This is a genomic window from Siphonobacter aquaeclarae (assembly GCF_900103285.1).
GTDB classification, from domain to species: domain Bacteria; phylum Bacteroidota; class Bacteroidia; order Cytophagales; family Spirosomataceae; genus Siphonobacter; species Siphonobacter aquaeclarae.
The window spans coordinates 172,126-197,328 of the sequence record NZ_FNGS01000007.1 but is presented as its reverse complement, the minus strand read 5'-3'; the positions used below and the strand labels follow the sequence as shown (position 1 = coordinate 197,328).

General features: G+C 54.2%; 23 protein-coding genes and 2 tRNA genes. 16 read left to right on the top strand and 9 right to left on the bottom strand.

The genetic code is table 11. From position 1 onward, the window contains the following. Nucleotides 1–93: 93 nt before the first annotated feature. Complete coding sequence (locus BLR09_RS18740; RefSeq protein ID WP_093206082.1) at nt 94–2,883, top strand: S9 family peptidase; 2,790 nt, start codon at nt 94–96, stop codon at nt 2,881–2,883. 100 nt (nt 2,884–2,983) lie between these two features. Here the strand turns inward: BLR09_RS18740 and BLR09_RS18735 are convergent, their stop codons facing one another. After that, entirely contained in the window at nt 2,984–3,427 is a 444-nt protein-coding gene (locus tag BLR09_RS18735) for a peptidylprolyl isomerase (RefSeq protein ID WP_093205793.1), read from the bottom strand. Between the two features lie 367 nt (nt 3,428–3,794). On the opposite strand from BLR09_RS18735, the gene BLR09_RS18730 reads away from it, so the two are divergent. Continuing rightward, nucleotides 3,795–4,199 carry a hypothetical protein gene (locus BLR09_RS18730; RefSeq protein WP_093205791.1) on the top strand — a complete coding sequence of 135 codons (405 nt, stop codon included), beginning with the start codon at nt 3,795–3,797 and terminating at the stop codon, nt 4,197–4,199. A 47-nt stretch (nt 4,200–4,246) separates the two neighbouring features. Here BLR09_RS18730 and BLR09_RS18725 read toward each other — a convergent pair whose 3' ends face one another. The 5 genes from BLR09_RS18725 to galE form a co-directional block, all read right to left on the bottom strand. Beyond that, nucleotides 4,247–5,398, bottom strand: coding sequence for an acyltransferase family protein (locus BLR09_RS18725; RefSeq protein ID WP_093205789.1), 1,152 nt, complete (start codon nt 5,396–5,398; stop codon nt 4,247–4,249). Nucleotides 5,399–5,474: 76 nt separating this feature from the next. Further along, the gene (locus BLR09_RS18720) at nt 5,475–6,644 is read right to left on the bottom strand and encodes a helix-turn-helix domain-containing protein (protein WP_093205787.1); all 1,170 of its coding nucleotides are present in this window, start codon (nt 6,642–6,644) and stop codon (nt 5,475–5,477) included. Nucleotides 6,645–6,702: 58 nt separating this feature from the next. After that, the gene (gene rfbA, locus BLR09_RS18715; RefSeq protein WP_093205785.1) at nt 6,703–7,563 is read right to left on the bottom strand and encodes a glucose-1-phosphate thymidylyltransferase RfbA; all 861 of its coding nucleotides are present in this window, start codon (nt 7,561–7,563) and stop codon (nt 6,703–6,705) included. Nucleotides 7,564–7,639: 76 nt separating this feature from the next. After that, complete coding sequence (rfbB, locus tag BLR09_RS18710; RefSeq protein WP_093205783.1) at nt 7,640–8,698, bottom strand: dTDP-glucose 4,6-dehydratase; 1,059 nt, start codon at nt 8,696–8,698, stop codon at nt 7,640–7,642. 20 nt (nt 8,699–8,718) lie between these two features. Then, a complete protein-coding gene (gene galE, locus BLR09_RS18705; RefSeq protein WP_093205781.1) occupies nt 8,719–9,726 on the bottom strand; it encodes a UDP-glucose 4-epimerase GalE in 1,008 nt (335 codons plus the stop codon). Nucleotides 9,727–9,951: 225 nt separating this feature from the next. Between galE and BLR09_RS18700 the strand changes: the two genes are divergently transcribed. Further along, entirely contained in the window at nt 9,952–10,803 is an 852-nt protein-coding gene (locus tag BLR09_RS18700) for a transglutaminase-like domain-containing protein (protein ID WP_093206080.1), read from the top strand. Between the two features lie 80 nt (nt 10,804–10,883). Here the strand turns inward: BLR09_RS18700 and BLR09_RS18695 are convergent, their stop codons facing one another. Continuing rightward, nucleotides 10,884–11,528, bottom strand: coding sequence for a 4'-phosphopantetheinyl transferase family protein (locus tag BLR09_RS18695; RefSeq protein ID WP_093205779.1), 645 nt, complete (start codon nt 11,526–11,528; stop codon nt 10,884–10,886). Between the two features lie 122 nt (nt 11,529–11,650). On the opposite strand from BLR09_RS18695, the gene BLR09_RS18690 reads away from it, so the two are divergent. The 5 genes from BLR09_RS18690 (at nt 11,651) to BLR09_RS18670 (ending at nt 14,509) form a co-directional block, all read left to right on the top strand. Then, nucleotides 11,651–12,556, top strand: a complete 906-nt coding sequence (locus tag BLR09_RS18690) for a WD40 repeat domain-containing protein (RefSeq protein WP_093205777.1) — start codon at nt 11,651–11,653, stop codon at nt 12,554–12,556. A gap of 145 nt (nt 12,557–12,701) precedes the next feature. Beyond that, the gene (locus BLR09_RS18685) at nt 12,702–13,397 is read left to right on the top strand and encodes a DivIVA domain-containing protein (protein ID WP_093205775.1); all 696 of its coding nucleotides are present in this window, start codon (nt 12,702–12,704) and stop codon (nt 13,395–13,397) included. A gap of 30 nt (nt 13,398–13,427) precedes the next feature. Beyond that, the gene (gene folB, locus BLR09_RS18680) at nt 13,428–13,778 is read left to right on the top strand and encodes a dihydroneopterin aldolase (protein WP_093205773.1); all 351 of its coding nucleotides are present in this window, start codon (nt 13,428–13,430) and stop codon (nt 13,776–13,778) included. Nucleotides 13,779–13,816: 38 nt separating this feature from the next. Then, entirely contained in the window at nt 13,817–14,026 is a 210-nt protein-coding gene (locus BLR09_RS18675) for a hypothetical protein (protein WP_093205771.1), read from the top strand. Between the two features lie 114 nt (nt 14,027–14,140). Beyond that, nucleotides 14,141–14,509, top strand: a complete 369-nt coding sequence (locus BLR09_RS18670) for a hypothetical protein (protein WP_143011154.1) — start codon at nt 14,141–14,143, stop codon at nt 14,507–14,509. A 118-nt stretch (nt 14,510–14,627) separates the two neighbouring features. On the opposite strand, the gene chrA is transcribed toward BLR09_RS18670, so the two are convergent. After that, nucleotides 14,628–15,845 carry a chromate efflux transporter gene (gene chrA, locus BLR09_RS18665; protein WP_176785610.1) on the bottom strand — a complete coding sequence of 406 codons (1,218 nt, stop codon included), beginning with the start codon at nt 15,843–15,845 and terminating at the stop codon, nt 14,628–14,630. Nucleotides 15,846–16,011: 166 nt separating this feature from the next. Between chrA and BLR09_RS18660 the strand changes: the two genes are divergently transcribed. Next, nucleotides 16,012–16,596 (top strand): phosphoribosylanthranilate isomerase, encoded by a 585-nt coding sequence (locus BLR09_RS18660; RefSeq protein WP_093205767.1) that lies wholly within the window; start codon nt 16,012–16,014, stop codon nt 16,594–16,596. Nucleotides 16,597–16,991: 395 nt separating this feature from the next. On the opposite strand, the gene BLR09_RS18655 is transcribed toward BLR09_RS18660, so the two are convergent. Further along, on the bottom strand, nt 16,992–18,227 hold the full coding sequence (locus BLR09_RS18655; protein WP_093205764.1) for a nucleoside recognition domain-containing protein: 1,236 nt from the start codon (nt 18,225–18,227) through the stop codon (nt 16,992–16,994). 153 nt (nt 18,228–18,380) lie between these two features. Between BLR09_RS18655 and BLR09_RS18650 the strand changes: the two genes are divergently transcribed. The 7 genes from BLR09_RS18650 to BLR09_RS18620 all read left to right on the top strand — a co-directional run bounded on the left by BLR09_RS18650 (nt 18,381) and on the right by BLR09_RS18620 (nt 25,102). Next, nucleotides 18,381–19,040 (top strand): M15 family metallopeptidase, encoded by a 660-nt coding sequence (locus BLR09_RS18650; protein ID WP_093205762.1) that lies wholly within the window; start codon nt 18,381–18,383, stop codon nt 19,038–19,040. A gap of 119 nt (nt 19,041–19,159) precedes the next feature. Continuing rightward, nucleotides 19,160–19,234, top strand: a tRNA-Val gene (locus BLR09_RS18645). Nucleotides 19,235–19,282: 48 nt separating this feature from the next. Then, nucleotides 19,283–19,357: transfer RNA gene (locus BLR09_RS18640), tRNA-Val, on the top strand. Between the two features lie 284 nt (nt 19,358–19,641). Further along, a complete protein-coding gene (locus tag BLR09_RS18635) occupies nt 19,642–20,460 on the top strand; it encodes an exosporium glycoprotein BclB-related protein (RefSeq protein WP_093205759.1) in 819 nt (272 codons plus the stop codon). 180 nt (nt 20,461–20,640) lie between these two features. After that, on the top strand, nt 20,641–21,633 hold the full coding sequence (locus BLR09_RS18630; RefSeq protein WP_093205757.1) for an SMP-30/gluconolactonase/LRE family protein: 993 nt from the start codon (nt 20,641–20,643) through the stop codon (nt 21,631–21,633). Between the two features lie 12 nt (nt 21,634–21,645). Further along, nucleotides 21,646–23,352, top strand: a complete 1,707-nt coding sequence (locus tag BLR09_RS18625; RefSeq protein ID WP_093205754.1) for a GMC oxidoreductase — start codon at nt 21,646–21,648, stop codon at nt 23,350–23,352. A gap of 130 nt (nt 23,353–23,482) precedes the next feature. Beyond that, on the top strand, nt 23,483–25,102 hold the full coding sequence (locus BLR09_RS18620; RefSeq protein ID WP_093205751.1) for a hypothetical protein: 1,620 nt from the start codon (nt 23,483–23,485) through the stop codon (nt 25,100–25,102). Nucleotides 25,103–25,203: the final 101 nt, after the last annotated feature.

Genomic DNA, 25,203 nt, shown 5'->3' with positions numbered 1-25,203 from the left:
TTTTGTCTTCACTTTTCGGCTCCCAGTCGCTTGATTATTCGAATCTTGTCAGAAAACAAGTACCTTCTGCGTCATTCACTCATCTTCCTCCACATGAGACATCTTTTACTCCTCCCCTTGCTGGCGGTAGCCGGCCTGGCTCATGGACAAAAGAAAACCAAGACGCCTCCCCCGCCTCCCAAAAAGCCGCTGACGCATGCGGTGTACGACTCCTGGAAGTCGGTGACTTACCGGACTCTTTCCAACGACGGCGCCTGGGCCATCTATACCGCCAACCCGCAGGAAGGCGACGGAACGGCGATCGTTTACGGATTGAAAAAGCCGTTGACAGACTCCCTCCGCCGCGCCGCCGATATCCGGGTTGGTTATGGCTCTGACTTCGTCTTCTACAAAATCAAACCGCCGTTTGCCCTGGTTCAGGATGCCAAACGGAAGAAAAAGAAGAAGGAAGACATGCCGAAGGACTCCCTCGGTATCTATGCACTCGGCAGCGGTAAAATCGAGAAAATCGCGAATGTACCGTCCTTCAAAGTCCCTGAAAAAGCAAGAGGATTCCTCGCCTATCAGGTCGAAACGGCTGTTCGCAAAGACACGGCCCGCAAAGCAGCCAAGCCGCGAAAAAAAGAATCGGATGAAAACGGCTACCGCCTGATTGTGCGGAACACCGCCAGCGGCCAGCAATCGGTCTACCCGTACGTTACCGAATACGAATTCAGCAAGAATGGAAAACGACTGGCGTTCATCTCTACAGGCAACGACAGTACACAGAAAATTCCTTCGGTTCAGGTAATTGACCTGGCTACGGGCCAATCGCAAAAAGTCTACGAAGCCAAAGGCAAATCGAAGAAGCTGACTTTTGACGAAACTGGCGATCAGCTCGCCTTCGTCGCCGATCCGGATACCAACGCCAAATCCCTCGTCCGGTACCATAAATTGTATTACTGGAAAGCCGGCGAGGTTCAGGCCCGGAAAGCAGCCGATGAAACCGGCCAGAAACCCGGCTGGCTCGTCAGCGGTGATGCGCCGCTGAGCTTTGCCAAAGACGGTTCCAAGCTCTTCTTCGGTGTCGCGCCGAAGCCTGTCGTAGCCGATACCACACTTCTGCCCGAGGAAATCGTGCAGGTGGAAGTATGGAGCCATTCCGATCAGCACCTCCAGCCACAGCAGAAAGTTACCCTGGAGCAGGATCGCAAACGTGCCTACACAGCGGTCTGGGATCCCGCAAGCGGCAGACAGGTGACACTGGGCACGCCTACCCTGCCCGATATTTACCCTGCCAATGAAGGCCGGGCGGATTATGTACTGGCTACGTCGGATACTGCCTATTCGCACGCGCACTGGGACTGGAACCCGCATACCGACGCATACCTCTTGTCGACCAAAAACGGCTCTGTGCGACCGGTGGCGAAAAATATCGTCGGAAATGTTCGCCTCTCGCCGGAAGGAAAGTACGCCTACTGGTTTTCCCTGCCTGATACGGCCTGGTTTGCCTGGTCTGTACAGAGCGGAAAGACGTTTCAGTTGACGAAGGGTCGCTCCTTTGCCGATGAAGACGATGACCACCCCGACTACCCGCGGGCCTATGGCCTGGCAGGCTGGACGAAGGGCGACGAGCAGGTCTATCTCTACGACAAATATGACCTCTGGGCTGTTACGCCCGGTTCGGAGCCGGTTCGCCTGACTTCCGGCCGGAACGACAAGAAATCCTATCGCTACATCCGCCTGGACCCGGAAGAACGGACGATTGATCCTTCAAAGCCGCTTCTTTTGCGTCAGTTCAGCGAGCCGACAAAAGCAACGGGATATGCCAACCTGTCGAACGGACAGATTTCGGTGTTGTATCAAGGCGATTTTGATGTAACAGACAACGTCGTCAAGGCAAAAAATACCAACGATATTCTCTTCACCCGTTCCACCTTTCAGGAGTATCCGGACCTGCTGGCAACGGACCTGACCTTCAAAGCGCCGAAAAAAATCTCTGCGCTCGGCGATCAGATGAAGCCGTACCGCTGGGGTTCGGTGGAGCTGGTTCACTGGGTTTCGGGAGATGGACAACCACTCGACGGCCTGCTGTACAAACCCGAAGGATTTGATCCGTCGAAAAAGTATCCGATGATTACCTACTTCTATGAAAAGGAATCGGACAACCTGCACCTGTTTGCAACGCCCGGACCGGTGTCCAGTGCGCGCAACAACTATGCCTATTCCGTTTCGAACGGATATCTCGTGTTTGTGCCGGATATCGTTTACCGCGACGGATACCCTGGCCAGAGCGCGTATAGCTGCATCATTCCCGGCGTATTGAAACTGCTGGAAAACAGCTGGGTAGACCGGGGGCGCCTCGGCATCGTCGGGCATAGCTGGGGAGGCTATCAGACTGCTTACCTGATTACGCAGACGCATCTCTTCAAAACGTCAGTGCCCGGCGCGCCGGTTGCAAATATGTCCAGCGCATACGGCGGAATCCGATGGGGCACGGGCATGAGCCGCCAGGCACAGTACGAACATACCCAAAGCCGGATTGGTGGTACACTTTGGGAAAAGCCCCTGAATTTCATTGAAAACTCGCCGCTTTTCTTCCTGCCGAATGTCCAAACGCCGGCGCTTATTCTTCACAACGACGACGACGACGCTGTCCCCTGGTACCAGGGCATCGAATTGTACATGGGTCTCAAACGGTTGGGAAAACCGGCGTGGATGATCAACTACAATGGTGAGAAGCACGGCAACCGTCTTCGGAAAAACCAGAAAGACTGGACCATCCGGATGTGGCAGTACCTCGACTACTACCTCAAAGACGCCCCCGCGCCGAAATGGATGGCCGATGGCCTTCCGATGGTCGAAAAAGGTATTAACCAGCGACTGGAGCCGGCGGGGAAATAAGTTTGGGGTTTGAAAAAGTTTAGGGTTTAGGGTTTTGAGTTCAGGGTTTCCCCAACCAACTCAAAACCCTAAACCCTAAACTTTTTCAAACCCTTAACGCCTATGCTTCTTCCCGGATGATGGTCACTTTCTGGATCTTGTCACCCTGGCGGATGGCATCGATTACGTCCAGGCCGTCGATCACAATTCCGAAGGCAGTATGCTTGCCGTCGAGATGCGCGGTGTTTTGCCGGTTATGGCAGATGAAGAACTGGCTGCCGCCGGTATTGGGGCCACGGTGCGCCATGGAGAGGACGCCGCGCTCATGGTGCTGGCGCTCCGCTTTGGTTTCGCATGGAATGGTATATCCCGGACCGCCGGCTCCGGTGCCGGTCGGATCGCCGCCCTGTACAACGAAGGCAGGAATAACCCGGTGGAACGTTACGCCGTCGTAGAATCCTTTTTCCGACAGATCGACGAAGTTCTTCACGGTAATGGGTGTTTCTTTTTCGTAGAGTTCGATCAGCATCGTACCCTTATCGGTCAGCATTTCAGCTTTCAGCATCGGTATGTTTTTCTGTGGTTTCGGATGCGAAGTTAGGAATTCTGCCCGCTCGCGGGAACATCGGAAAAATTTGTGAAAAAAATCCCGGATGCCGTTTTCACACCCTCTTCCGAAAAAAAATACGTGTTTTCAGAAAAAACAGTAAGAATTTGAATAGCTCCGGATCAAAATCCAAACAAAATTTTATTCTTCCGGATTAGTTTCCAACGTTTATTCTTCTCGGTATAGTCCTATGTTTTATGAAAAAAGATACATTCGACCCAAATTTTCCCCTATCTTTGTATAGAGTCCGACGAAAGAATGGAAGCGGGAAGGTCCGCCGGACTCCATGAAGGACCCCTGCGCGTACCTATTAGACAGCACAGTCATGAAACGTTATATGCTGATTGCGGCGCTTCTCGGTTTTGCCGGAGCAGCCAGCGCTCAAACCCAACCGATTCTGGATCACGGTTATTCCACCCACAACTATAAGCACCCCAATAAGGCAGCCGTTGCCATGAAGAAAAAACTCGCAGAAAGCAGTACTTCTTCCATTCAGCGTGACGGTTCAGTACGGGAAAACATCGGTCTCCAGTCGACCGCAAACTACAAAATACAGCGCCCCTACAGCACTGCGGGTAAACTGAATTTCCCGGCGTCTCCGGTGAACAACTACGTCACCACCGACCCGAGTCAGTCACCCCGGAATTACAAAACGGGCGTACCGATGGGATCCGCTGCCGCTCAGACGGCCACGAAAAAGGATACCAGCAAGGTCAGCGTAGGAGACTAATCTAATCCGCTTGATACAGTAAAAGCCGGGCAATTGCCCGGCTTTTTTCATGTGAGCCGGAGGGAAACCGCCGGCCGATCGGCCTTCAGCCCGAACAATACCCGCGTTACGGCAAAGCGACGTATCACGAAATGGTACAGCACAAAACATCCGCCGAACGTAATACCTGCCAGCAACCAGAATTTGAGGAACCAGGGCATAGCCAGCGGCGCCAGGTAGTATCCGGCTGACACCGTAATCGTCTGGTGCAGGATATAGAACGGATAGACCGCTTCATTGGCGTATACCAGAAACCGGTTGGAAAACCGCAGGTACCGGTACGCGAATGCGAAGAGGGTCAGCAAGACGCACCAGCTGTTGGTCGTTGTCAGTGCCAGAAAACCATACCTGGCCGTGTCTGAAAGCTGCGGCCGGTCGATCCAGAAAAATGCATACAATACCGTCGTCAGCACAATGACCACCGTCAGCAGCATATGCCGGTAGCGGACCAGCGTCTCCCAGAAAACAGCCTGTGTACAAAATACATACCCCGTCAGGAACAGGGAAAAGTAATGCCAATGCTGGCGCCAGTCGTGGATAAAATCATTGGTAGTCGGGTATTTCCCGTCCCACCAATACTCGGCGAGCCAGTGCCAGGCGACAGGAAGCGCGATCAGCGCCAGCGGATTGGCGGCAAGCTGACCGATCCACCGGGTGAAGCGTTCGCCGGTTTTCGTCCGCAGGAAAAGAAAGAACGGCAACCCCGCTACGCAGTATACAAACAGATAGGCAAGGTACCAGAGGTGGTGCCAGCTGAAATCACCCTTCGGGTAAGGCTGGAAATTGAGTACCCGGGGGTAGAACTGGGCATACGACAGTACCTCGCCCTGCGTCAGTCGCTCGAAATAAATCTGCGGCGGAACAATGACCAGCATTCCGAAAACCAACGGAAGCAGTATCCGCTTGGCCCGTTCGCTCAGAAACTGCCCGGGCGTACGCCGCTGAAGCGCCCAGTACACGCCCATGCCGGAGATCATGAAAAGCAGGGCCATCCGCCACTGGCTGGTAAAAATCATCGGGTACTGGACAATCCTGGTCTGCACGTTGTTTTTGACGTGCCAGCCCCAGTAGTTGAAAAACATACCCGTGTGAAAAAGGATCAGAAGACAGAAGGCCAGTACCCGGAGCCAGTCGATGTCGTAACGTCGTGTCGTTTGCATAATTGAGGTGAAAAGGAACACCTCAAAAGTGGCAGATGGGCGGGCTATCGGGCGACTTCCCGGATAAGCGAGGCGTTCACGCCGATCGGGAAGCACTCCGGTACGCCGATGGCGTTTGTCCGGACAGCCGCTTGAATGCACCGTTAAACGCTGATTTTGAGCTGTATCCAACCCGCTCGGCGATTTCTTCGATCCGGACATGGTCCATAGCCGGATCGGCGAGCAGTTGTTTCGCTTCGTCGATGCGGTACGTCGCCAGAAATTCAAAAAAGTTCTGCCCCAGGGTATCGTTCAGGACCTGTGACAGGTGGTGGGTGGATACATGCAGGCGCGCCGCCAGGCCGGGAAGCGAGCAAAGCGGATCGAGGTAGGGTTTTTCTTCCTGAAAAAGCGCCCGGAGTTTTTCGAGCGTCCGGCTTTCAATGTCGGGAGTGAGGGACGACTTTTCGTACTTCCGGGTTTCGGCGGCAGGCGGTTCATGCCGGAAAATCCGGGACTCACGAAGGATAGTAAAGCTCGTTGCGTAAATGACAAAAGCCATATGTGCCACAACGATATGGTCGCCAAGATCCCGCGGGAACGTCAACAGAATGGTAAAAAACACGCCGACGATCATCGTCATGTGAACGAGTAAATCCCGGTACCACGCGATCCGGCCTTCGTGTGCTGACCAGAGCTTCCACCCTCTCCGCCGGAATTCCAGTATAACTTCCCGCCAGCTCAATACCATGTAAAGCAGCAGGCTGGCGCCGGTAAACTCCTTGATGAGTCGTTTGGGCCAGAACATCCATCCTTCTCCGTACCATTCGTAGTCGAGCGCGGGTAGTTCGGGATGGAAGGCCGAGCGGAAGTCGTGGTACTTGCTGCTGATCGGCTGCGGGTACACCATCACGCACATGTAGGCAAAATACAGGATCGCCGGGAGAAAATGCAGCCATTCCCGTTTATGAAAGCGATGCCGCAGTCCGGAGCGCACATACAGGTAAAAAAAAGGGCCGATACACAGGTTACAGGGCTCGGTGAAATCATTCAGCCACAGCACCTTCATCATGTAATTGGTGTACCCGAGCCATACATCCGTCATGACAAGGGTAATAACCAGCAGGGCCCCGCCCTGAAACCGGTTCGGGAACTGATCTCCCTTACTGTTACTGAAGAAGAAAAAGCACAGCAAACACCCCTGCACGATACCGAGCAGGATTAGAATGGCGAACAGATCGACCCGGGGAGGGATGTATGGCATCATCACAAAAAAAGCTCACCGGAGACCGGTGAGCTACGAAATTACATGGACGGGAGTTTATTTACTTCAACAGATTGAGCAAATACGTCCCGTACCCGCTTTTCTGCAGCGGAAGGGCTATTTCACGGAGCTGCTCGGCGTCGATAAATTTCATCCGGTAAGCCACTTCTTCGATACATCCGATTTTGAGGCCCTGGCGCTCTTCGATGACCTGAACAAACTGTCCGGCCTGCATCAAAGAAGCAAAGGTACCGGTGTCTAGCCAGGCCGTTCCCCGGTTGAGTACGCCGACTTTGAGCTTACCTTTTTCGAGGTACACACGATTGATATCGGTGATTTCCAATTCGCCACGGGGACTGGGCTTAATATTCTTGGCGATTTCGACGACGTCATTGTCGTAAAAATACAGTCCCGGAACGGCGTAATGCGATTTAGGCTTTTCTGGCTTTTCTTCGATGCTGAGGACGTTGAAGTCGGCATCGAATTCAACCACGCCATACCGTTCGGGATCGTTGACGGGATAGGCATACACAACCCCTCCTTCGGGGTCGTTATTCGCCTGGAGCAGCTTGCTCAGCCCGGCGCCGTAGAAGATATTGTCACCCAAAACCAGGGCTACCTTGTCGTTTCCGATGAATTCTTCTCCGATGATGAAAGCCTGCGCCAGCCCGTCCGGACTCGGCTGAACGGCGTAGCTGAATTTGCAACCGATCCGGCTGCCGTCGCCCAGCAGCTTCTCGAAATGCGGGAGGTCATGCGGAGTGGAAATAATGAGGATCTCCCGGATTCCGGCCAGCATGAGGATGGAAAGCGGGTAATAAATCATCGGCTTGTCATAGACCGGCATGAGCTGCTTGGAAACAGCCAGCGTCAGCGGATGAAGGCGCGTGCCGGAGCCGCCGGCGAGGATAATTCCTTTCATAAGCGAAGGAGCAGAGGGCAGAGGGCGTGGAGCATGGGGTAGCCCCTCTGCCCTTTGCCCCAAGCCCTCTGCTCTATTATCGGTTAGTATACATCGATTCGTAATAATGCTGGTAACTTCCGGAAGTCACTTCCTCCAGCCATTCGGTGTTGGCCAGGTACCAGTCTACTGTTTGGGCGAGGCCTTGTTCGAAGGTAACAGACGGCTTCCAGCCAAGTTCGTGCATGATCTTACCGGCGTCGATGGCATAACGAAGATCGTGTCCGGCGCGGTCGGTGACGTAGGTAATCAGCTGTTCGGCCGTTCCTTCGGGGCGACCGAGTTTCTCGTCCATCGTCCGGCAAAGCAGCTTTACCAGATCGATATTCTTCCATTCGTTGAAACCGCCGATGTTATAGGTTTCGCCGTTTTTACCCTGGTGGAAAACCACGTCGATTGCCCGTGCGTGATCGATGACGAAGAGCCAGTCCCGCACGTTCTCGCCCTTGCCATACACCGGCAAGGGCTTGCCGTTGAGGATGTTGTGGATCATGAGGGGAATCAGCTTCTCGGGGAAGTGATTCGGCCCGTAGTTGTTGGAACAGTTGGTCAGTACAAACGGAATGCCATAGGTATTGCCGTATGCCCGGACAAAGTGATCGGAAGAAGCCTTGGAAGCCGAATACGGCGACCGGGGATCGTACTTCGTCGTTTCGAGGAAGAACTCGTCCGGATTATGCAGTTCGCCGTAGACTTCGTCCGTCGAAACATGGTAAAACAAGTGATCCTGGTAGGCACCGGCCCAGTGTTTGCGGGCGGCGTTGAGCAGGTTCACCGTCCCGATTACATTCGTCAGCACAAAGGCCATCGGATCGGAAATGGAGCGGTCGACGTGGCTTTCTGCCGCCAGGTGAATCACGCCGTAAAAATCGTGCTCAGCAAAGAGCGTATCCAGAAATTCCGCATCGCGGATATCTCCCTTGACAAAGGTATAGTTGGCCTCCTTTTCAACGTCCTTGAGGTTGGCCAGGTTGCCGGCGTACGTCAGCGCGTCCAGGTTGAAGATCTGGTAGGTGTCAGAGTACTGCGTCACAAAGCGCCGCACGACGTGGGAGCCGATAAACCCTGCTCCGCCGGTAATCAGTATTTTCTTCATGGGATGTAATGGATAGACAATCAAAGCGTTTGCTGCCAGCGCCAGGCATCGGCCAGGGCTTCGTCGAGAGTCTTCTCCGCTTTCCAGTTGAGCTTCTCGACTGATTTGCTCACATCGGCATAAATCGCAACGATATCGCCGGCGCGGCGGGGAGCAAACGCATAGTTAAGTTTCACCTGATTCACCCGTTCGAAGGTATGGATCAGTTCCAGAACGGTGGTTCCACGGCCCGTTCCGATGTTAAAGTAATCGTAATAGTTATGGGTATCCTGTTTGATAAGCAGTTCGAGCGCCTTGACGTGTGCCTTGGCCAGGTCCACAACATGGATGAAATCGCGGATACAGGTGCCGTCGACCGTATCGTAGTCGTTTCCGAATACCATCAGCTTTTCCCGGAGACCGGCCGCGGTCTGGGTCAGGTAAGGTACCAGGTTAGCAGGTACCCCGCGCGGGAGTTCCCCAATCAGCGCCGTGTGGTGTGCGCCGATGGGATTAAAGTACCGGAGCGCAAGCGCCTTCAGGGGCGCGCCGGATGCAACGGTATCCCGGATGATTTCTTCGCCTACCTGTTTGGTATTACCGTACGGGGAAGCCGCCGGCTGCACCGGAGTATCTTCCGTCACCGGAATCTGCTCAGGCTGTCCGTAAACCGTGCAGGAAGAAGAGAATACAAAATTGGATACGCCGTTGGCCGTCATCGCTTCGAGGAGCGTCACAAGCGAGGAGATATTGTTCCGGTAATACAGCAGCGGTTTTTCGACTGATTCCCCTACTGCCTTGCTGGCGGCAAAGTGAATAACGCCCTGAATAGCTTCCTCCTTGAAAATCCGGGTCAGCAGGGCGGCGTCGTTGCAATCGGCGGCATAGTGCTTGACAGGGCGTCCGAGAATGGTTTCGAGCCGCTGGAGCACGCTTTTGTCGGAGTTGGAAAAATCGTCGAGAATGATGGGCTCAAAGCCTGCTCCGATCAGTTCGACGACCGTATGGGAGCCGATAAAGCCGGCTCCGCCGGTGACGAGAATATTCATGAAGGTCAGTTACGAATCTGTTGTTCGGGGGTCAAAAATAGGCAAATTCCGGTGCAACGGACAAGCCTGCGCCGGTTATGATTTCGCAAATGGTATTAGCGGCCACTCCTGTGGCTGCTTCCCTGACATCTGACAGTAGCCCGGAACCTGTTCCCGCACACTGTTTGCCTCCTTTTGCTAAATTGGCATTTCGTTTGTAGGTTAATGCAAAAATCATCGCCCGATATGGATAGCCGTGAACTGAAAGCTTTGGTTTCTTTGCTGGAAGACGACGATCGGGAAGTCTCCCTACTCGTGGAACAGAAAATACGGTCGCTCGGCGATACCGTGATTCCGTTTCTCGAAGATCACTGGGAGAATTCCGGATTCAACCCGGTCATTCAGAAACGCATCGAGGACCTTATCCACGACCTGCAGCTGCATACCCTTACCGAGCGGCTGCGTACCTGGAAAAACAACGGCGGGCAGGATTTGCTGGAGGGCCTCTGGCTCGTTGCCACCTATCAGTACCCCGACCTTTCACTCGAAAAGGTACAACGCGAAATCGATCAGATTTTTTACGACGCCTGGCTGGAGTTCCGGCACGGCATGCATCCTGCCGCGCAGGTTGATACCCTCAATTACGTCTTCTTCCGGAAGCTCAAATTTGGCGCCAATACCAAAAACTTCCATTCGGCGGCCAATTCCATGCTCAACGTAGTATTGGAAACCCGGAAAGGTAACCCTATCAGCCTCTGCGTGCTGTATATGCTCGTCGGCCGGCGCCTGGGTATGCCGGTCTACGGCGTCAACCTGCCGAACCTGTTTGTGCTCACATACAAGCTCGGCGACGATGCCTCGTTTTACATCAATGTGTTCAACAAAGGGCTGATTTTTCAGCGAAAGGATATTGATAATTACATCGCGCAGCTCAACCTCGCCCCGAATCCGATTTTCTACGAACCATGCAGCAACCTCGACATTGTCCGCCGGGTACTCCGTAACCTGATTCTTGCTTTCGAGAAAACGGGAGACGACGACCGCGCCGGAGAAGTAAACGGATTGTTGAAGATGCTGGCAGACGGCGAGAGCGTGTAGTTTAGCGTTGGAATGTTTAGAGTTTTGCATCACAGTCTGCCTTCAGGCCCCCAACTCTAAACTTCTCAACCCTAAACTTCTCAGCTATCTTTTTCCGCCGTCACCGTCAGCATGCAATCCGCGACGGTGTGGACTTCCAGTTCATAGGCACGGCTGCCGTGTTCGGTACGTATCCAGCCGCGGATCAGCGTGCAGTCCTCCGGAAACGGATCTACCGGGAGATTCTTTTTAAAACTCAGCTTTTTCTTCCCGTGCAGTTTATACAGCGCTTCCTTTGCCGTCCAGTATACAGCCAGCTGCCGGAGATTTCCGTTGGCATGCCGGTATTCGTCTTCGCTCAGAAACTTATGGGCAACTACCTGTAATTTCTCGTGAACAGGCTCAATATCAAGCCCTACAAAAGCCGAAGGATGCCATACTGCAGCGGCGTACCGCAGCGAATGAGACAGTGAAAACTGGTGGGTTGTTCCTTTCAGAAAAGGCTTGTCGAACGGATCTTTCAGGATACCGCGGTAGGTTTCTCCGGCGGTTTCGACGAGCGTCCGGACGAGTATCCGGCTCGCCAGAAATTCCCGCTGTTTCTGCGGGTGATGAATCTGCTCGAATTCGGCAATGTCTTCGTCGCTCCCCCGGAAGGACCGGCGTAACTCTTCCAGTTCTTCCGTAATTTCCCAAATTCCGAGGTAACCGCGCCCGTCAAAAGGCCGCACCCAAACCAGTGGCATACTGTTGCAGTTAATTTTGCCCCAAAAATAGGAAGTGAAGGGGGTATTCGGGCGGCAAAACCGCCGGATGGAACAAAAACGCGCCTCTACTCCTTGTTCCTGACGTATTTTTGCACGCACATATGGCCTTATCAATTGAACGAATAGATACGTTTGCCGGTCACCGCGACGCCGTGTATGCCCTCACGGCCGCCGCCGAGCCTCATCGCTTTTATTCGGCGGGAAGCGATGGCATGGTCATCGGCTGGGACCTGACCAAACCTGACCTGGGCACCCTCGTAGCCCGCATTCCGGCGTCGGTTTATGCCATGGAGCGCGAGGCCTCTACCGGTCTTCTCTGGGTCGGGCAGAATTACGACGGCATCCACCGCATTGACCCGGAGGCGAAACAGGAGCAGGACTCCCTCCGCCTGACCTCCTCCCCGATTTTTGATATCTGTCTGTTTGAAGACCTGGCGTTTGTCGCGCAGGGCGATGGCGTCGTAACCGTCATCGACCGCCCTTCTTTCCAGATCAGGAAACACCTGCGCGCCAGTGAGGCTTCGGCCCGCAGCCTGGCTGTTAACCCCGCCACACGCGAGCTGGCCGCTGGCTACTCCGATCATACTGTCAAGATATTCGACGTCGATTCGCTCGAACTGAAATTTGTCATCGCCGCACATACGCATTCGGTCTTCACGGTTCGTTATGATCCTGCCGGCGGGCGACTCCTCTCCGGTGGCCGTGATGCCCACCTCAAAACCTGGAAGGCCGGCGATCCGTATGTGCCCGGACAGGACATCGTGGCGCATATGTTCGCGATCAACCACCTTTCCTTCAGTCCCGACGGGCGATGGATCGTCACCGCAAGCATGGACAAAACACTGAAACTGTGGGATGCCGAAACACTGAAACTCCTGAAGGTGGTAGACTGGGCCCGGTTCTCCGGACACCGCACGTCGATCAACCGGACCTTATGGACCGGTGGCAGGCTGATTTCCGCATCCGACGACCGCCTGATCTCGATCTGGCAGGTCGGCGCCGTCTGAGAAAGGCCGCAGTTTTTCCGCGGAAGGCTTGTATTTCAGGCTTAAATGTGATTGTATTGGATGATTTTTGACTAAAAAACCTTCACAAACGGAACGTCTCCGGCCGGCAACACCCGGAACATTCTCCGTTTTCAACGATACTCCCATGAAGATTACGCCACTTGATATCCGGAAACAGTCGTTCGAACGGGTTTTCAGAGGATATGATAAAGACGCAGTAGACGGATTTCTGACGACGCTTTCGCAGGAATGGGAACGGATGCTGGACGAAAACCGGCTTCTCCACGAACGCATCGAGCGTACGGAAGGCGAATTCAGTAAATTAAAAGCACTCGAAAATACCCTCTATAAAACGCTGCAGACGGCCCAGGCAACCAGCCAGGAAATGGCTTCCAAAGCCCAGGAAGAGTCACAGCGGAAGGTAGTTGAGGCCCAGCAGCAGGCAGACGACGCCGTCGTCACAGCCCGGAAGGAAGCCAGCATGCTCCTGACCGACGCCGAAAGCAAGGCCCGCTACATCATCGAAGAAGCGGTCAATGAACTGAAGGGCCTCGAACGCGATATCAAAGCGATTGAGAAATACCGCGAAACCCTCATTGCGCAAATCAAGGGATACGCTGCCGATACCCTGGAGAAAGTCCAGCGTTTTGAGGAGAAATCCCGGCAGATCGTCTTCGATGAGAAGACGGCCGAACTCCGCGAAGTGCTGGAGAATATTCCTTCGGCACAACCGGAAGAAACGCCGGCGCCCGTAGCCGAAGTACCTGCCCCGCCCGTTGAGCAGCCCGCAGCGGAAACCGAACAACCCAGCGAAGAGGGTTCCTTTTTCGACAAACTTTAACTTTTCCGGAAGCGCACGCTTCCTTTTTTCATGGGAACGATCGCCCTCGAAGGCCTCGAGTTTTTTTCATACCACGGTTTTTACGAAGAAGAACAGAAAATCGGCAACCGCTATTCGATTGACGTATTCATTACCGTCGACTTTCAACAGGCTGCCATTCACGATAAACTGAGCGAAACGGTCAACTACGCAAAGGTGTACCAGATAGTGGCAGAGATCATGAAACACTCCCATAAGCTACTGGAACACATTGCGTATCAGATCATCAGCGGTATCCGGGAGAAATACCCGCATGTCGAAAAAATTGAAGTAGCTGTTTCAAAATTCAACCCGCCGGTAGGCGGAGTCTGTGAGCGCTCACGCGTAACCCTACAGGGCTGAGCGACCGGATTTCCGCGCTGGTCCAATCGTCAGTATCTATGCACTACCAGTTTGTCGACCCGGAGCGGGAAGCCCTCCACAACGAGTATTTCGAGATTTCCTTTCCGGGCGACGATGCGCCCGCCCGGAGCCTTTTTTTCATTTCCAACGAAGAAAACCTGGAAGAAGTCGCCGCCTATATCGTCGGCAAGTATGTCGGAAATGAACCGGAGTGGACACTGATTCCGCATCGCAAACGGCACGGGTAAACGGTTCAGCTTCCGGCGCGTTCCGTTCATGGAATGTTTCTGCCAGTTGACCGGAACGCGGTGGTACCAATCCGCGGCTTTTTCCTATTTTTCGGAAAAACCTACCGTTTAGTCATGAAGAAATTCACCTTGCTGGCCCTGCTCCTCGCGGGTGCGTGGGCCGCGGAAGCAAAATCCCTTCCTTCGCCTTTGCCTGTGGCAGCCGTTCGGGCTGATAGTACGCTCTGGAAAGATTATGTCGGAAAATATAAAGGAGTGGAAGGCTCCTTCGACTCGTTCATTGTCTCCATAGAAAATGGCAAGCTGATGGGCGAAGCGACCGGCCAGGGAAAAGGCGAGCTCGTGGCGGATCAGAAACAGACCGATGTTTTCAACGTTCCCGGCTACGATGCCACGGTTACCTTCGTCCGGGACGACGCCAAGAAAGTCATCAAATACAAACTCGCTGTTCAGGGACAGGAATTTGAAGGAGAAAAGCTCTGATTACCTCCTTCCCGTGAAAACGCCGCGCTCCTTCCGGAGACGCGGCGTTTCTTTTTGGTGAAAAAACCCGGGAGCAACCATTCCCCGGGCCGGTCTCCGGAGAGACCACTTTTATTTTTCAGGCCAGCAGGCCGGTTAAAATTCCGGCAGGAATAAGAATATACGGAGGAATACGCCCCCAGAGCAGCAGGAAGACCGTTATTCCGGTAACTAACTGCCAATCAGCGGACAAAGGTACAAAAAGACGCAATCCGGCCGCTATCGTTATCCCAATATTTGCGGCATTGATCCCGACAAGCGAAGCCCGGATGCCGCGGTACTTTTTCATCTGTTCCCAGAAACGGTAAGCGAAGAAAATCAGGAATGTTCCGGGCAGGAAAATCCCGAGCGTTGCCATAGCTGCGCCGATCAGTTCTCCACCGAAGCCTTCCCCCTTCAGCGACAGCGAACCGACAAACGCCGCCAGCGAAAAATTCGGCCCGGGAACCGTTTGGGCCAGCGCCAGTCCCGACAGAAATTCCTGCTCGGTCAGGTATTTTTTAAAGGAAACGAATTCGGTAAACAGCATAGGCCCCAATACCTGCCCTCCTCCGAAAACCAGGCTGCCGTTGCGGTAAAAATTCTCGAATAGCCGGAGCGGAAGCCAGCGCGTCAGTCCACCAGCTACGGCCGATCCTACCAGTACACCGAGCCACAGGATAAAATTGGACCATTCAATCCGGACCGGGTCTTTGGGCTCCTCCGGCAGCCGGTGATATTCCCGCGCCGTAATACCTCCGCAGATAATCAGCGCTACCGGGCAGGCCCACGGGCTCGGCCAGAAGTACGCCAGCAATGCGGAAGCGATCATCAGCGCGATCTCCTTCCGGTTGTGGATAACTTTCTTCCCCAATACCCAGCCGCCGTGAAAAATAAACCCGACGGCCATCGGCCCCAGAAAACGCGTAAAATGAAGGGATACCTGGCGGTCTTGCAGATAGGACAGAAGGCCGGCAAAGGCCGTCATCAGCAACACAGACGGCATGATCCAGACGAGCAGCGTCAGATATGCCAGGTTGGGACCGCCGATCCGGAAGCCGACTGCGGTAATGGTCTGGGTGGATGTCGGGCCGGGAAGTACCTGGCACAATGCGGTGAGTTCGAGCAGCTCGTCCTCCGTCAGGTACCCGCGCCGGCGGACGAGCCGGTCCAGAAACAGCATGGTATGGACCTGCGGACCTCCGAAGGCCGTAAGGGCGATGATGGCAACATCCTTCAGAAAAATCAGGTAGCGAATCTGCCGGAACGGCCGTTTCCAGGTCGAAAGCGGAAGAGACGTAGGTTTCGTTTCAGACACGGATTTGGGTAACTCAGGCTGCAATGTTAAGCCAATCCCTGAAAAAACGGAGCGGTACTTTCTGGTTTTTCACCCGTTTGCCCGGCGGGGAAGCGCCGGAATACGCCCGCTTTCCGTTCAAAAACCCTAGTTTTGCATTCGATCCGGGCTTTTTCCGGACTTTGCTATGGCATTACAAACATTGGTTAAGATATCCGACGTTACCAATTTATCGGATGCCCGGTACTGCGCGGGCATGGGCGTCGAATGGCTGGGGTTTTCGATGGATACGCTCTCTCTCGAGAAATTTCAGGAAATACGGGGCTGGCTGGCCGGCGTCTCGATTGTCGGGGAGACTGGCTCTGCTGACTTTTCGGCGATCCGGGAGCTGGTGGAACGATACCAGCCTGATGTTGTGCAGATTATGCACCCGGAGCTGCTTCCGGCGGCGAAGACGCTCGGATTGCCGGTTATCCTGCGGATAGACCTGGCCGACGGGCTGCCGGCGTCTCCGGACGGCGCAGATTACTACCTGATCGACCATTCTGATCCTTTCGCGCACCTCGACGTTCCGACACTCAACTACCTCGATCCGTTTGCGTTCCGGTATCCGACGCTGATCGGATTCGGCCTGAATGTCATGAACGTGAAGGAAGTCCTCAAGCAGATTCCGTTCAAAGGTATTGCCCTTACCGGTGGCGAAGAAACCCGTCCCGGCTACAAGGATTTCGGCGAAATGATGGATATGCTGGAGTTGCTGGAGGAGGATTGAGGGGGACCTGTTTTCTGTTTTCTGTTTTCGGTTTTCAGTTTTCGGTTTTCAGTTGGGAGGCAACCGCCTCGCCCGCCGTCCGTAGCATTCGCTACGGACTTTTTTAATTGGGCGGCTTCGCCTCCCTGCGGAGCATGATTTTCAGCCGGTTCACAATCCATTTATCACTCTTAACCCGAAACTGAACAGTAAATGGAGAACAGGTCGCGTTTGGGACTAAGGGGACGTGTCAGGTTTGATTAGGCATGGTTCAAAAACAATGATCATTTGCGGGAGGCGAAGCCTCCCAATTAAAAAAGTCCGTAGCGAATGCTACGGACGGCGAGAGAGGCGGTTGCCCTCCAACTGAAAACAGTAAACCGAAGACTGAAAACAGTAAACTGAAAGCCGCCTTCTCACCCAAAAAACAAATACCCCACCACAATCGCCGTAACAATCCCGGCGAGGTCGGCGAGGAGGCCGGCGGCAAGGGTATAGCGTGTACGCTTCACGTTGACGGCGCCGAAGTACAGGGCTATTACATACAAAATGGTATCCGAAGCGCCCTGAAAGAGGCAGGCCAGCCGGCCTACGAGCGAATCGGCGCCAAAGGTTTTCATGGTATCGATCATCATCGCGCGGGAACCGCTCCCGCTGAGGGGGTGCATCAGGGCGGTAGGAAGGGCATCTACCCATTCGGTACGGATGGGGAGTACTTGCAGGGACCACCGGATACCGTCGACCAGGTACCCGAGTGCGCCGGAATTACGCAGGAGACCGATGCCGACGAGCATACCTACCAGATAGGGGATCACGCGGACAGACGTCTCAAATCCGCTTTTGGCACCTTCCACAAACGTCGAAAACACATCTATTTTCTTCCGCATCGCCGCCAGCAGAAACGACAGCACAAACGCAAACAGAATACCATTGCTGAAGACTTTTGAAAAGGTCTCCAATCCCTCCCGGGTGAGCGTAGTGAGGTACCCCAGCAGGGCTACTACAGCCAGCGTTATTCCTCCGAGCCAGCTCAGTATAACCCGGTCGAACAGGTTGATTTTCTGACGAATACCTACTATCAGTAGCCCCGTGAGAGTGGCCACGTATACCGCAATCAAACAGGGAATGAAAATATCGGAGGGATCTGCGGCGCCGTAAATGGCACGCTGCGCCATCACGCTGAGCGGTATCAGGACCGGTCCGGCCGAATGCAGCGTCATGAACATGATCTGCGCGTTCGTCGCCGTTTCCTTATCGGGATTAAGCTCCTGCAGGCTCTGCATAGCCTTGAGACCGAAGGGCGTGGCGGCGTTATCAAGCCCCAGCATATTGGCAGAGAAATTCATGATCATCTGCCCGTGGGCGGGGTGATCTTTCGGAACCTCCGGAAAAAGACGATTGAAAAACGGCCCGATGATACGGGCGAGAAAAGCGATGACACCTGCTTCTTCGCCGACCTTGAGAATCCCCAGAAAAAACGTCATCACACCGGCCAGCGGAAGCGCAATTTTCATGACCGACATTTCTGCCGAGTCAAACATACCGTCGATCAATACCTTGAAAATCTCCGTATCTCCGAAGAAAATCAGCTTGACGAGCGCGACCAGAAACGAAATCACAAAAAAGGCAATCCAGAGGTAATTGAGAGCCATGAATCAGGAAGGTAAGTAAGCAAAAACCGGAAGTTACGTGCGTTCGGACGCCGGGCAATACCTTAAACCCGAAAATAACCTTAAAGTAGGTTAAACTTCCTGCTTCGAAAATTCTTTGTATTCTTACTTCGATTACCACTAACGACGCGATTTATGAAGTACCTGCTGACATTTTTATTCCTCCAACCCTTCTGGCTGGTATGCGACGAAGAGAAAAAACTCGAAAAAGCCGGTCTCGTTGACATCCGGACGGTTGATCCTACCCTGCTCGTGGATCTGAAGTACTCCACCTCCGACAATTTCATGCACAAGGACGTATACGGATGTATTACGCGGTGTTTCCTCCAGCCCCTTGCGGCAGACAAGCTGAAAAAAGCGCACGACTGGCTCAAACAGCACTACCCTGATTACCGCCTCCTCGTGTACGATGGCGCACGCTCCCGCTCCGTGCAATGGAAACTCTGGGATGCACTGCCGCAATATGCGCCGCGGCTCCGGGAGAACTACGTCGCCAATCCCCGCCGGGGCTCGATTCACAACTATGGCTGCGCCGTGGACCTGACCGTAGCAACGGCCGACGGGAAGGCGCTCGACATGGGCACAGCTTTTGATTTTTTCGGCAGCGAAGCCTACCCCCGCAAGGAAGCCGAGATGCTCCGGCAGGGAAAAATCACCAAAGAGCAAGTTGCCAACCGGGAAATTTTGCGGAATGCGATGAAATCGGCGGGATTTATGGGTATTACCAGTGAGTGGTGGCACTTTAATGCCCTGTCTCTGGAGCAGGCCAAAGCACGGTATTCCATCGTGGAATAGCGGCTGTTTTTCAGCCGGTTGCGCATTCTCCCAAAAAAAATACGACCCAAAGCTTGCCAAAGGGGCTTTTCGTTTCCTATGTTTGCAGTCCCAAACGCAAGGGGCGAGTAACAACACAGGGGTGATTAGCTCAGCTGGTTCAGAGCATCTGCCTTACAAGCAGAGGGTCGGGGGTTCGAATCCCTCATCACCCACGTAGCACGCACCGAATGGTACGTGCTTTTTTATTTCGACTTTCAGTCGGGTGATTAGCTCAGCTGGTTCAGAGCATCTGCCTTACAAGCAGAGGGTCGGGGGTTCGAATCCCTCATCACCCACAAAGCACTTATCGGAGACGGTGGGTGCTTTTTTGTTATACGTCGATTCTTCTCTCCGCTTCTCGTTGCGCAGCGACATGCTTTTCTCCCCCAACCTCCCATTGCTTAACTTTTGAAAAGTATTTGCTGCATTTTTGTATAATTTCTATAGTAAATTTTTACTTTCGGGGGAAACATAGTGCCCTGTCATTCAGTGAAGGAGGTTTTACTTTGGGAGGAAACGACGGCCGGCATCATCTATGTTCAGGTTGTCAATCCTTTCGAACTCCAAATACCTCCGCCCGATGAAGAAAAGCTACTTTTCCCGCTTGTCCTTTCCGCATACCCGTTCCTTTCTGGCCGCCGTTTTTTTTGCCGTTGCCGGTTTCAGTGTTCATGCCCAGGTTGGCGTCGGCACCACTACACCGGATCCGAGTGCGCAACTGGAAGTGAAGTCCGCCAACAAAGGTTTATTGATTCCCCGTATGGCGGAAAGCGCCCGGACGGGTATCTCTAATCCGGCAACGGGCCTGCTGGTATACCAAACGGATGGCGCAGCAGGTTTTTATTATTACACCGGCTCCGCATGGACGGCGCTTAAATCCGAACCTGCCGCTGCCTCGCCGTCTATTATTCCATTCGCTTCCGGCGCTCCGGTTGCGCTGACAACGCTGATAGGAGGCATCACCGGAACAGGCGCGGCGCTGGGATTCGGGAGTGCTTCCACGGACATTCCCCTTGTCGTTCCGACAATAGATGCGGCGCAATTGACAAATGTGGCCTTTTCAGTACCCCGGGATGGCGTTATTACTTCTATTTCAGGCTTTTTCAGTACCACCGTCGCCCTGAGTCTGATCGGACCGCCCGTTTCGGTACAGTTTCAATTGTATCAGGCTCCTCCGGGAAGCAATACCTTCTCAGCCATACCGGGAGCAACCGCGACATTGAGCACTATGTCGGGGCTTATTGTCATCGGAACCACCAGTTTTGGGACAACTTCCGGGCTCTCCATTCCGGTAACGGCCGGAAGCCGGCTGCTGCTCGTTTCCTCTGTCTTTGCACCGGGATCGCCTTTTATTCTTTCGGTGATCGGTTATGCCAGTGCGGGGGTGGCCATCAACTGATTATAAAAAAGGCCCGGGAATCTAAGTCCCGGGCCTTTTGGTTTTCTACCCTTCCAATAATCGAGTCAGGAGACACTACTTTATATGAAATCACATTAAATGAATTCGATATTCTTATTTTCGATATAAACTTTCTCAATCCTCCCCTTCTCGTTATCTTTGGGCATACCTCTAATGCCCATGAAATCGCTGTTACTTCTCCTGCTGGCATTGCCCGCCGTTGCCCAGGGTGTATATCCGACGCTTGGCAAGCTCGTCAGCCATGACCCGGCGTTCGACAAGCTCATTCCGCCCGGCGAGAAGATTGAAGTTCTCGCCACCGGTTTCGGGTGGACAGAAGGCCCGGTCTGGGTCAAAAACGGCGGCTTCCTCCTCTTTTCCGATATTCCCAACAACACGATTCACCAGTGGAAAGACGGCCAGCTTTCGGTCTTTCTGAAACCGTCCGGTTTTACCGGTCGCGGGGACTATGGCAATGAGCCCGGCTCCAACGGCCTGTTAGTCAACCGAAAGGGCGAACTCGTCGCCTGCGAGCACGGCGATCGCCGGATTTCAGCGATGCCGTTTTCCGGCGGCGGAAAAGTAACCCTCGCCGCTCACTGGCAGGGCAAGCGGTTCAACGCACCGAACGATATCTGCCAGCATTCTTCCGGTGCATACTATTTTACCGATCCGCCGTATGGTCTTCCGAAAAAAGAAAACGACCCCACCCGTGAAATCAGGGAATTCGGGGTGTATCGGATCGGAACCGACGGCGTCGTGACGCAAGTCATCAGCGACCTCAAGCGCCCGAACGGCGTCACGCTTTCTCCCGATGAAAAAACGCTGTACATCGCGCAATCGGATGATACAGACGCCTTTATCCTCGCCTATCCCGTTCTTCCGGATGGCTCTGTCGGAAAAGGAAAACTCTTTTATGACGCTTCTCCCTTGAAGAAACAAGGGTTGCAAGGCGCTCCCGACGGCATTCACACCGATTCTGAGGGCAATGTATTTTCGACCGGCCCGGGCGGCGTCCTCGTCCTGAATCCGCAGGGAAAGCTCCTCGGCCGGATTGAAACGGGTGAACTCACGGCCAACTGTGCCTTCGGAGAAGACGGGTACCTCTACCTCACGGCCAATCATTACCTCTGTCGTATCAAAACCACTGCCCGCGGCGTGTCTGCCCGGTAACTCTTCTTTACCATGTATATCAACCGCAACGCCGCCAACCAGTTTGACGCCATTGTCGTCGGCTCCGGAATTTCCGGCGGCTGGGCCGCCAAGGAATTGTGCGAAAAAGGACTCAAAACCCTGGTACTGGAACGGGGCCGGGATGTCCAACACGTAACCGATTACACCACGGCCATGAAAAATCCGTGGGATTTCGATCACCACCTCCGCATGCCCGCGTCGTTTCGCGCCGAAAACCCCATCGCCACGAAATGCTACGCGCTGGACGAAGCGACCCAGCAGTTTTTCGTCAAAGATGCCCAGCACCCCTATGTACAGGAAAAGCCCTTTGACTGGATCCGGGGATACCAGGTGGGCGGAAAGTCTCTGCTCTGGGCCCGGCAGACCCAGCGGTGGAGCCGGTACGAGTTCGAAGCCCCCGGTCGGGACGGTTTTGCGGTGGAATGGCCCATTGGATATGAAGATCTGGCGCCGTGGTACAGCTATGTCGAAAAATTCGCCGGTATTTCGGGAAACAAGGACGGTATTGACACGTTACCGGACGGCGAGTTTCTCCCGCCCTGGCAATTGAACTGCGTCGAAAAACATATACAGGATAAAGTCGCTGCAAACTACCCCGACCGCCGGGTGATCATCGGTCGCTGCGCGCACCTGACCCAACCGCAGAAAGTTCACCTTGATCTCGGCCGCGGGCAGTGTCAGGCCCGCCATCTCTGTTACCGCGGATGCCCTTATGGCGGGTACTTCAGCAGTAACTCGGCGACGCTGCCCGCCGCCCGAAAAACAGGCAATCTGACGGTACGGCCATTCTCGACCGTTCATTCCATTTTGTACGACGAGAAAAAAGGCCGGGCTGCCGGCGTACGCATCGTCGATACCAACACCAACGAAACCCAGGATTTCTTTGCGAAGATTGTCTTCGTCAACGCCGCCTGCCTCAATACCAATCTGATCCTGCTGAACTCGAAGAGCAATCGCTTCCCGAACGGGCTCGGGAATGACAACGGCCTTCTCGGGCGGTATGTGGCTTTCCACAACTACCGGGGTTCCGGCGGAGCCACATTCGAAGGCTACGACGATCGGTATTATTTCGGGCGGCGCCCTACTTCGGCGTTTATGCCTTCCTTCCGGAACGTCAAAAAGCAGGAAATGGATTTTCAGCGGGGATATATGGTCGCTTTCTCGGCCGGTCGCGCGGGGGCTACGTCCCACGTCAATTCACCCGGCTTCGGTGCGGAGTTCAAGGAAAAATGGGCGAAACCCGGTCCCTGGAGCGTCTACATCATGATGCAGGGCGAAACCGTTCCGAAATACGAAAACCACGTACGCCTCAGTACTGACCTCAAAGATCCCTGGGGTATTCCGCAATTGGTCACTTCCGTCGGGTACGACGACAACGACGGTAAAATGGTCAAAGACTTCCACGCGCAGGCCTCTGAAATGCTGGAAAAGGCTGGCTGCCGGAATATCCACATGGGTGATTCGCATCAGGCGCCGGGCCTGGATATCCATGAGATGGGCGGCGTCCGGATGGGAAAAGACCCGAAGACGTCCCTGCTCAATAAATGGAGCCAGCTGCATGCCGTTCCGAACGTATTCGTCACAGACGGCGCGAGTATGACGTCCGTCGGCAATCAAAATCCTTCACTAACCTTCATGGCACTTACCGCCCGCGCGGCGAGCTATGCGGTGGAGCAGTTGAAGAAGCGCAACCTGTAGGGCATGGGGCATGGAGCAGAGGGCATGGGGCCATTACGCCGCCCCCATGCTCCATGCTCCATGCCCCATGCATTTTGAATTTCTCTCCCCAGGTCGTTTCTTTACATGCCTTCATTTCTGACCTGAGCCGATGTTTTCCTTACCCAGTTTTGATCCTTTTCCCACTGTTTACCTGTTTACCGCCTATGCGCTGGCGGCCATCGTGGGCGCGCTTGCCGTCCGTTCCGGGAAAGGAGTCAGTTACGGATATCTGTTCGGGGCGTTGGGGCTTTTTCTTTTCGGGCGATTACCTGTCATTGCGTTCAACCGGGAGCTGAATGTCGATGAGGCTCAGATGCTTACCCAGGCAATGACGCTCGTCCGCGATCCGGTATACTGGCGGTCGGTAGACGGTACCACGGGCGGCCCGCTCGGCAGCTATTTTCTCATTGTGGCGTCGTGGGTCACCGGCAACTTTAGCTATATCACGGCTCACCTGGCCGCTTTTTTCCTGGAGAGTCTGTTTTTTACGCTGACATACCTCGCAGTCAAAAACTGGTGCGGCGGCAAAGCGGCGGCGCTGGTTACATACCCTGCCCTGCTGTTCCTGACGTTTACGCAGTACGGGGATTTTGTTCATTATTCGAGCGAGCTGATTCCGGTAACCCTGCTGTCTGCCATCGTCTTCCTGTTTTCTGCACCCGGATTTCTGGCAAAAAAACATTACGCTTCTTCGGTCTGGCTGGGCATACTGTTCGTGGCCATGCCTTTCGGAAAAATCCAGAGTATTCCGCTCCTCGGTATCTGCGGCTTATATTTCCTGATACAAGCGCTGCGGAAGAAGGAGTACCTGCATATCCTGGCAGCCGGCGCCGGCGCGCTCGGTATTTTGGCGTTGCTCGTGCTGGTTCTTTGGGCGAATGGTGTGCTGGATGACTTCCTGTTCTACTACATCAACGCCAATTTTAACTATGGCGATAGCGGCAACTGGTTCGACAACCTCCTCAAACTACCCGCGCAGTTTATCGTTGGAATGGATTTTCTGACCGTGCTGATTCCGATTCCGGTATTGCTGCTTTTTGCGATTTCCCACCCGACACGCCCGTCGCTCCGGCTATTGCTGTTTTCCGCCGGATTGATCGGTATGGGTGTACTCGCCATTTCGCGGACGGGCACCGGATATACCCATTACCTCTTTTTTCTTCTGATCCCGTTTGTGCTGTTCAGCGCGTCCGTTTCTGAAGTATTGCGAAGCGGAAAAAGCCGTGCGCCGCTGGCCATTACCGGGCTGTCTCTCCTGAGTATCATCCTGCTGACGGCCGTACACTACCGGCAAAACAAGGTCCTGAATCTGTATGCTTCCGGCCCGGTCGAAAACCGGACACTACCCTTCTCCCCTGTCGGCAAAGTACTTGACGGGTACAAGCAGCCGGGAGACTACCTCGTTGTCTGGGGCTGGAACTGCCAATATTACATCGAGACCCAGCTTCCGCAGGGCGTAGCAGAGAATCATACCATCCGTTCTGCCTATTCCCATCCGTTCCGGAATCAGTACCGGGAGCGGTATGTGGGGGATATGATGCGAAACAAACCGGCGCTGTTTATCGACGTTACCGGCCCCAACTCGTATTGGATGCAGGATTCCGTCACGCAGGGATACCAAAGTTTTCCGCAATTGAAGGCGTATGTCGACCGGCATTACCGTCATGTCAAAACCGTCGATCACGTACGGATTTTTCTGCGCTCCGACCGCGCTGACGCTACCCGTTGAGCGATTTCCGCCACCTCTTCTGTGCGTAAGAAACCCGGTCACCACAGGTGATTCGGGCAGTCTTTTGGCTAATCCGGCAAGGAATGGCAATGAAGCCTTTG

Bases quoted from the DNA above. Each gene is read 5' to 3' on its own strand.
- BLR09_RS18675 (WP_093205771.1), top strand. From the start codon at position 13,817: ATGCACTACCAGTTTGTCGACCCGGAGCGGGAAGCCCTCCACAACGAG.
- BLR09_RS18735 (WP_093205793.1), bottom strand. From the start codon at position 3,427: ATGCTGAAAGCTGAAATGCTGACCGATAAGGGTACGATGCTGATCGAA.
- BLR09_RS18630 (WP_093205757.1), top strand. From the start codon at position 20,641: ATGAAATCGCTGTTACTTCTCCTGCTGGCATTGCCCGCCGTTGCCCAG.
- BLR09_RS18655 (WP_093205764.1), bottom strand. From the start codon at position 18,227: ATGGCTCTCAATTACCTCTGGATTGCCTTTTTTGTGATTTCGTTTCTG.
- BLR09_RS18695 (WP_093205779.1), bottom strand. From the start codon at position 11,528: ATGCCACTGGTTTGGGTGCGGCCTTTTGACGGGCGCGGTTACCTCGGA.
- rfbB (WP_093205783.1), bottom strand. From the start codon at position 8,698: ATGAAGAAAATACTGATTACCGGCGGAGCAGGGTTTATCGGCTCCCAC.
- rfbA (WP_093205785.1), bottom strand. From the start codon at position 7,563: ATGAAAGGAATTATCCTCGCCGGCGGCTCCGGCACGCGCCTTCATCCG.
- BLR09_RS18690 (WP_093205777.1), top strand. From the start codon at position 11,651: ATGGCCTTATCAATTGAACGAATAGATACGTTTGCCGGTCACCGCGAC.
- BLR09_RS18685 (WP_093205775.1), top strand. From the start codon at position 12,702: ATGAAGATTACGCCACTTGATATCCGGAAACAGTCGTTCGAACGGGTT.
- BLR09_RS18730 (WP_093205791.1), top strand. From the start codon at position 3,795: ATGAAACGTTATATGCTGATTGCGGCGCTTCTCGGTTTTGCCGGAGCA.
- BLR09_RS18700 (WP_093206080.1), top strand. From the start codon at position 9,952: ATGGATAGCCGTGAACTGAAAGCTTTGGTTTCTTTGCTGGAAGACGAC.
- BLR09_RS18660 (WP_093205767.1), top strand. From the start codon at position 16,012: ATGGCATTACAAACATTGGTTAAGATATCCGACGTTACCAATTTATCG.
- BLR09_RS18625 (WP_093205754.1), top strand. From the start codon at position 21,646: ATGTATATCAACCGCAACGCCGCCAACCAGTTTGACGCCATTGTCGTC.
- galE (WP_093205781.1), bottom strand. From the start codon at position 9,726: ATGAATATTCTCGTCACCGGCGGAGCCGGCTTTATCGGCTCCCATACG.
- BLR09_RS18740 (WP_093206082.1), top strand. From the start codon at position 94: ATGAGACATCTTTTACTCCTCCCCTTGCTGGCGGTAGCCGGCCTGGCT.
- folB (WP_093205773.1), top strand. From the start codon at position 13,428: ATGGGAACGATCGCCCTCGAAGGCCTCGAGTTTTTTTCATACCACGGT.
- BLR09_RS18650 (WP_093205762.1), top strand. From the start codon at position 18,381: ATGAAGTACCTGCTGACATTTTTATTCCTCCAACCCTTCTGGCTGGTA.
- BLR09_RS18620 (WP_093205751.1), top strand. From the start codon at position 23,483: ATGTTTTCCTTACCCAGTTTTGATCCTTTTCCCACTGTTTACCTGTTT.
- BLR09_RS18720 (WP_093205787.1), bottom strand. From the start codon at position 6,644: ATGATGCCATACATCCCTCCCCGGGTCGATCTGTTCGCCATTCTAATC.
- BLR09_RS18670 (WP_143011154.1), top strand. From the start codon at position 14,141: ATGAAGAAATTCACCTTGCTGGCCCTGCTCCTCGCGGGTGCGTGGGCC.
- BLR09_RS18635 (WP_093205759.1), top strand. From the start codon at position 19,642: ATGAAGAAAAGCTACTTTTCCCGCTTGTCCTTTCCGCATACCCGTTCC.
- BLR09_RS18725 (WP_093205789.1), bottom strand. From the start codon at position 5,398: ATGCAAACGACACGACGTTACGACATCGACTGGCTCCGGGTACTGGCC.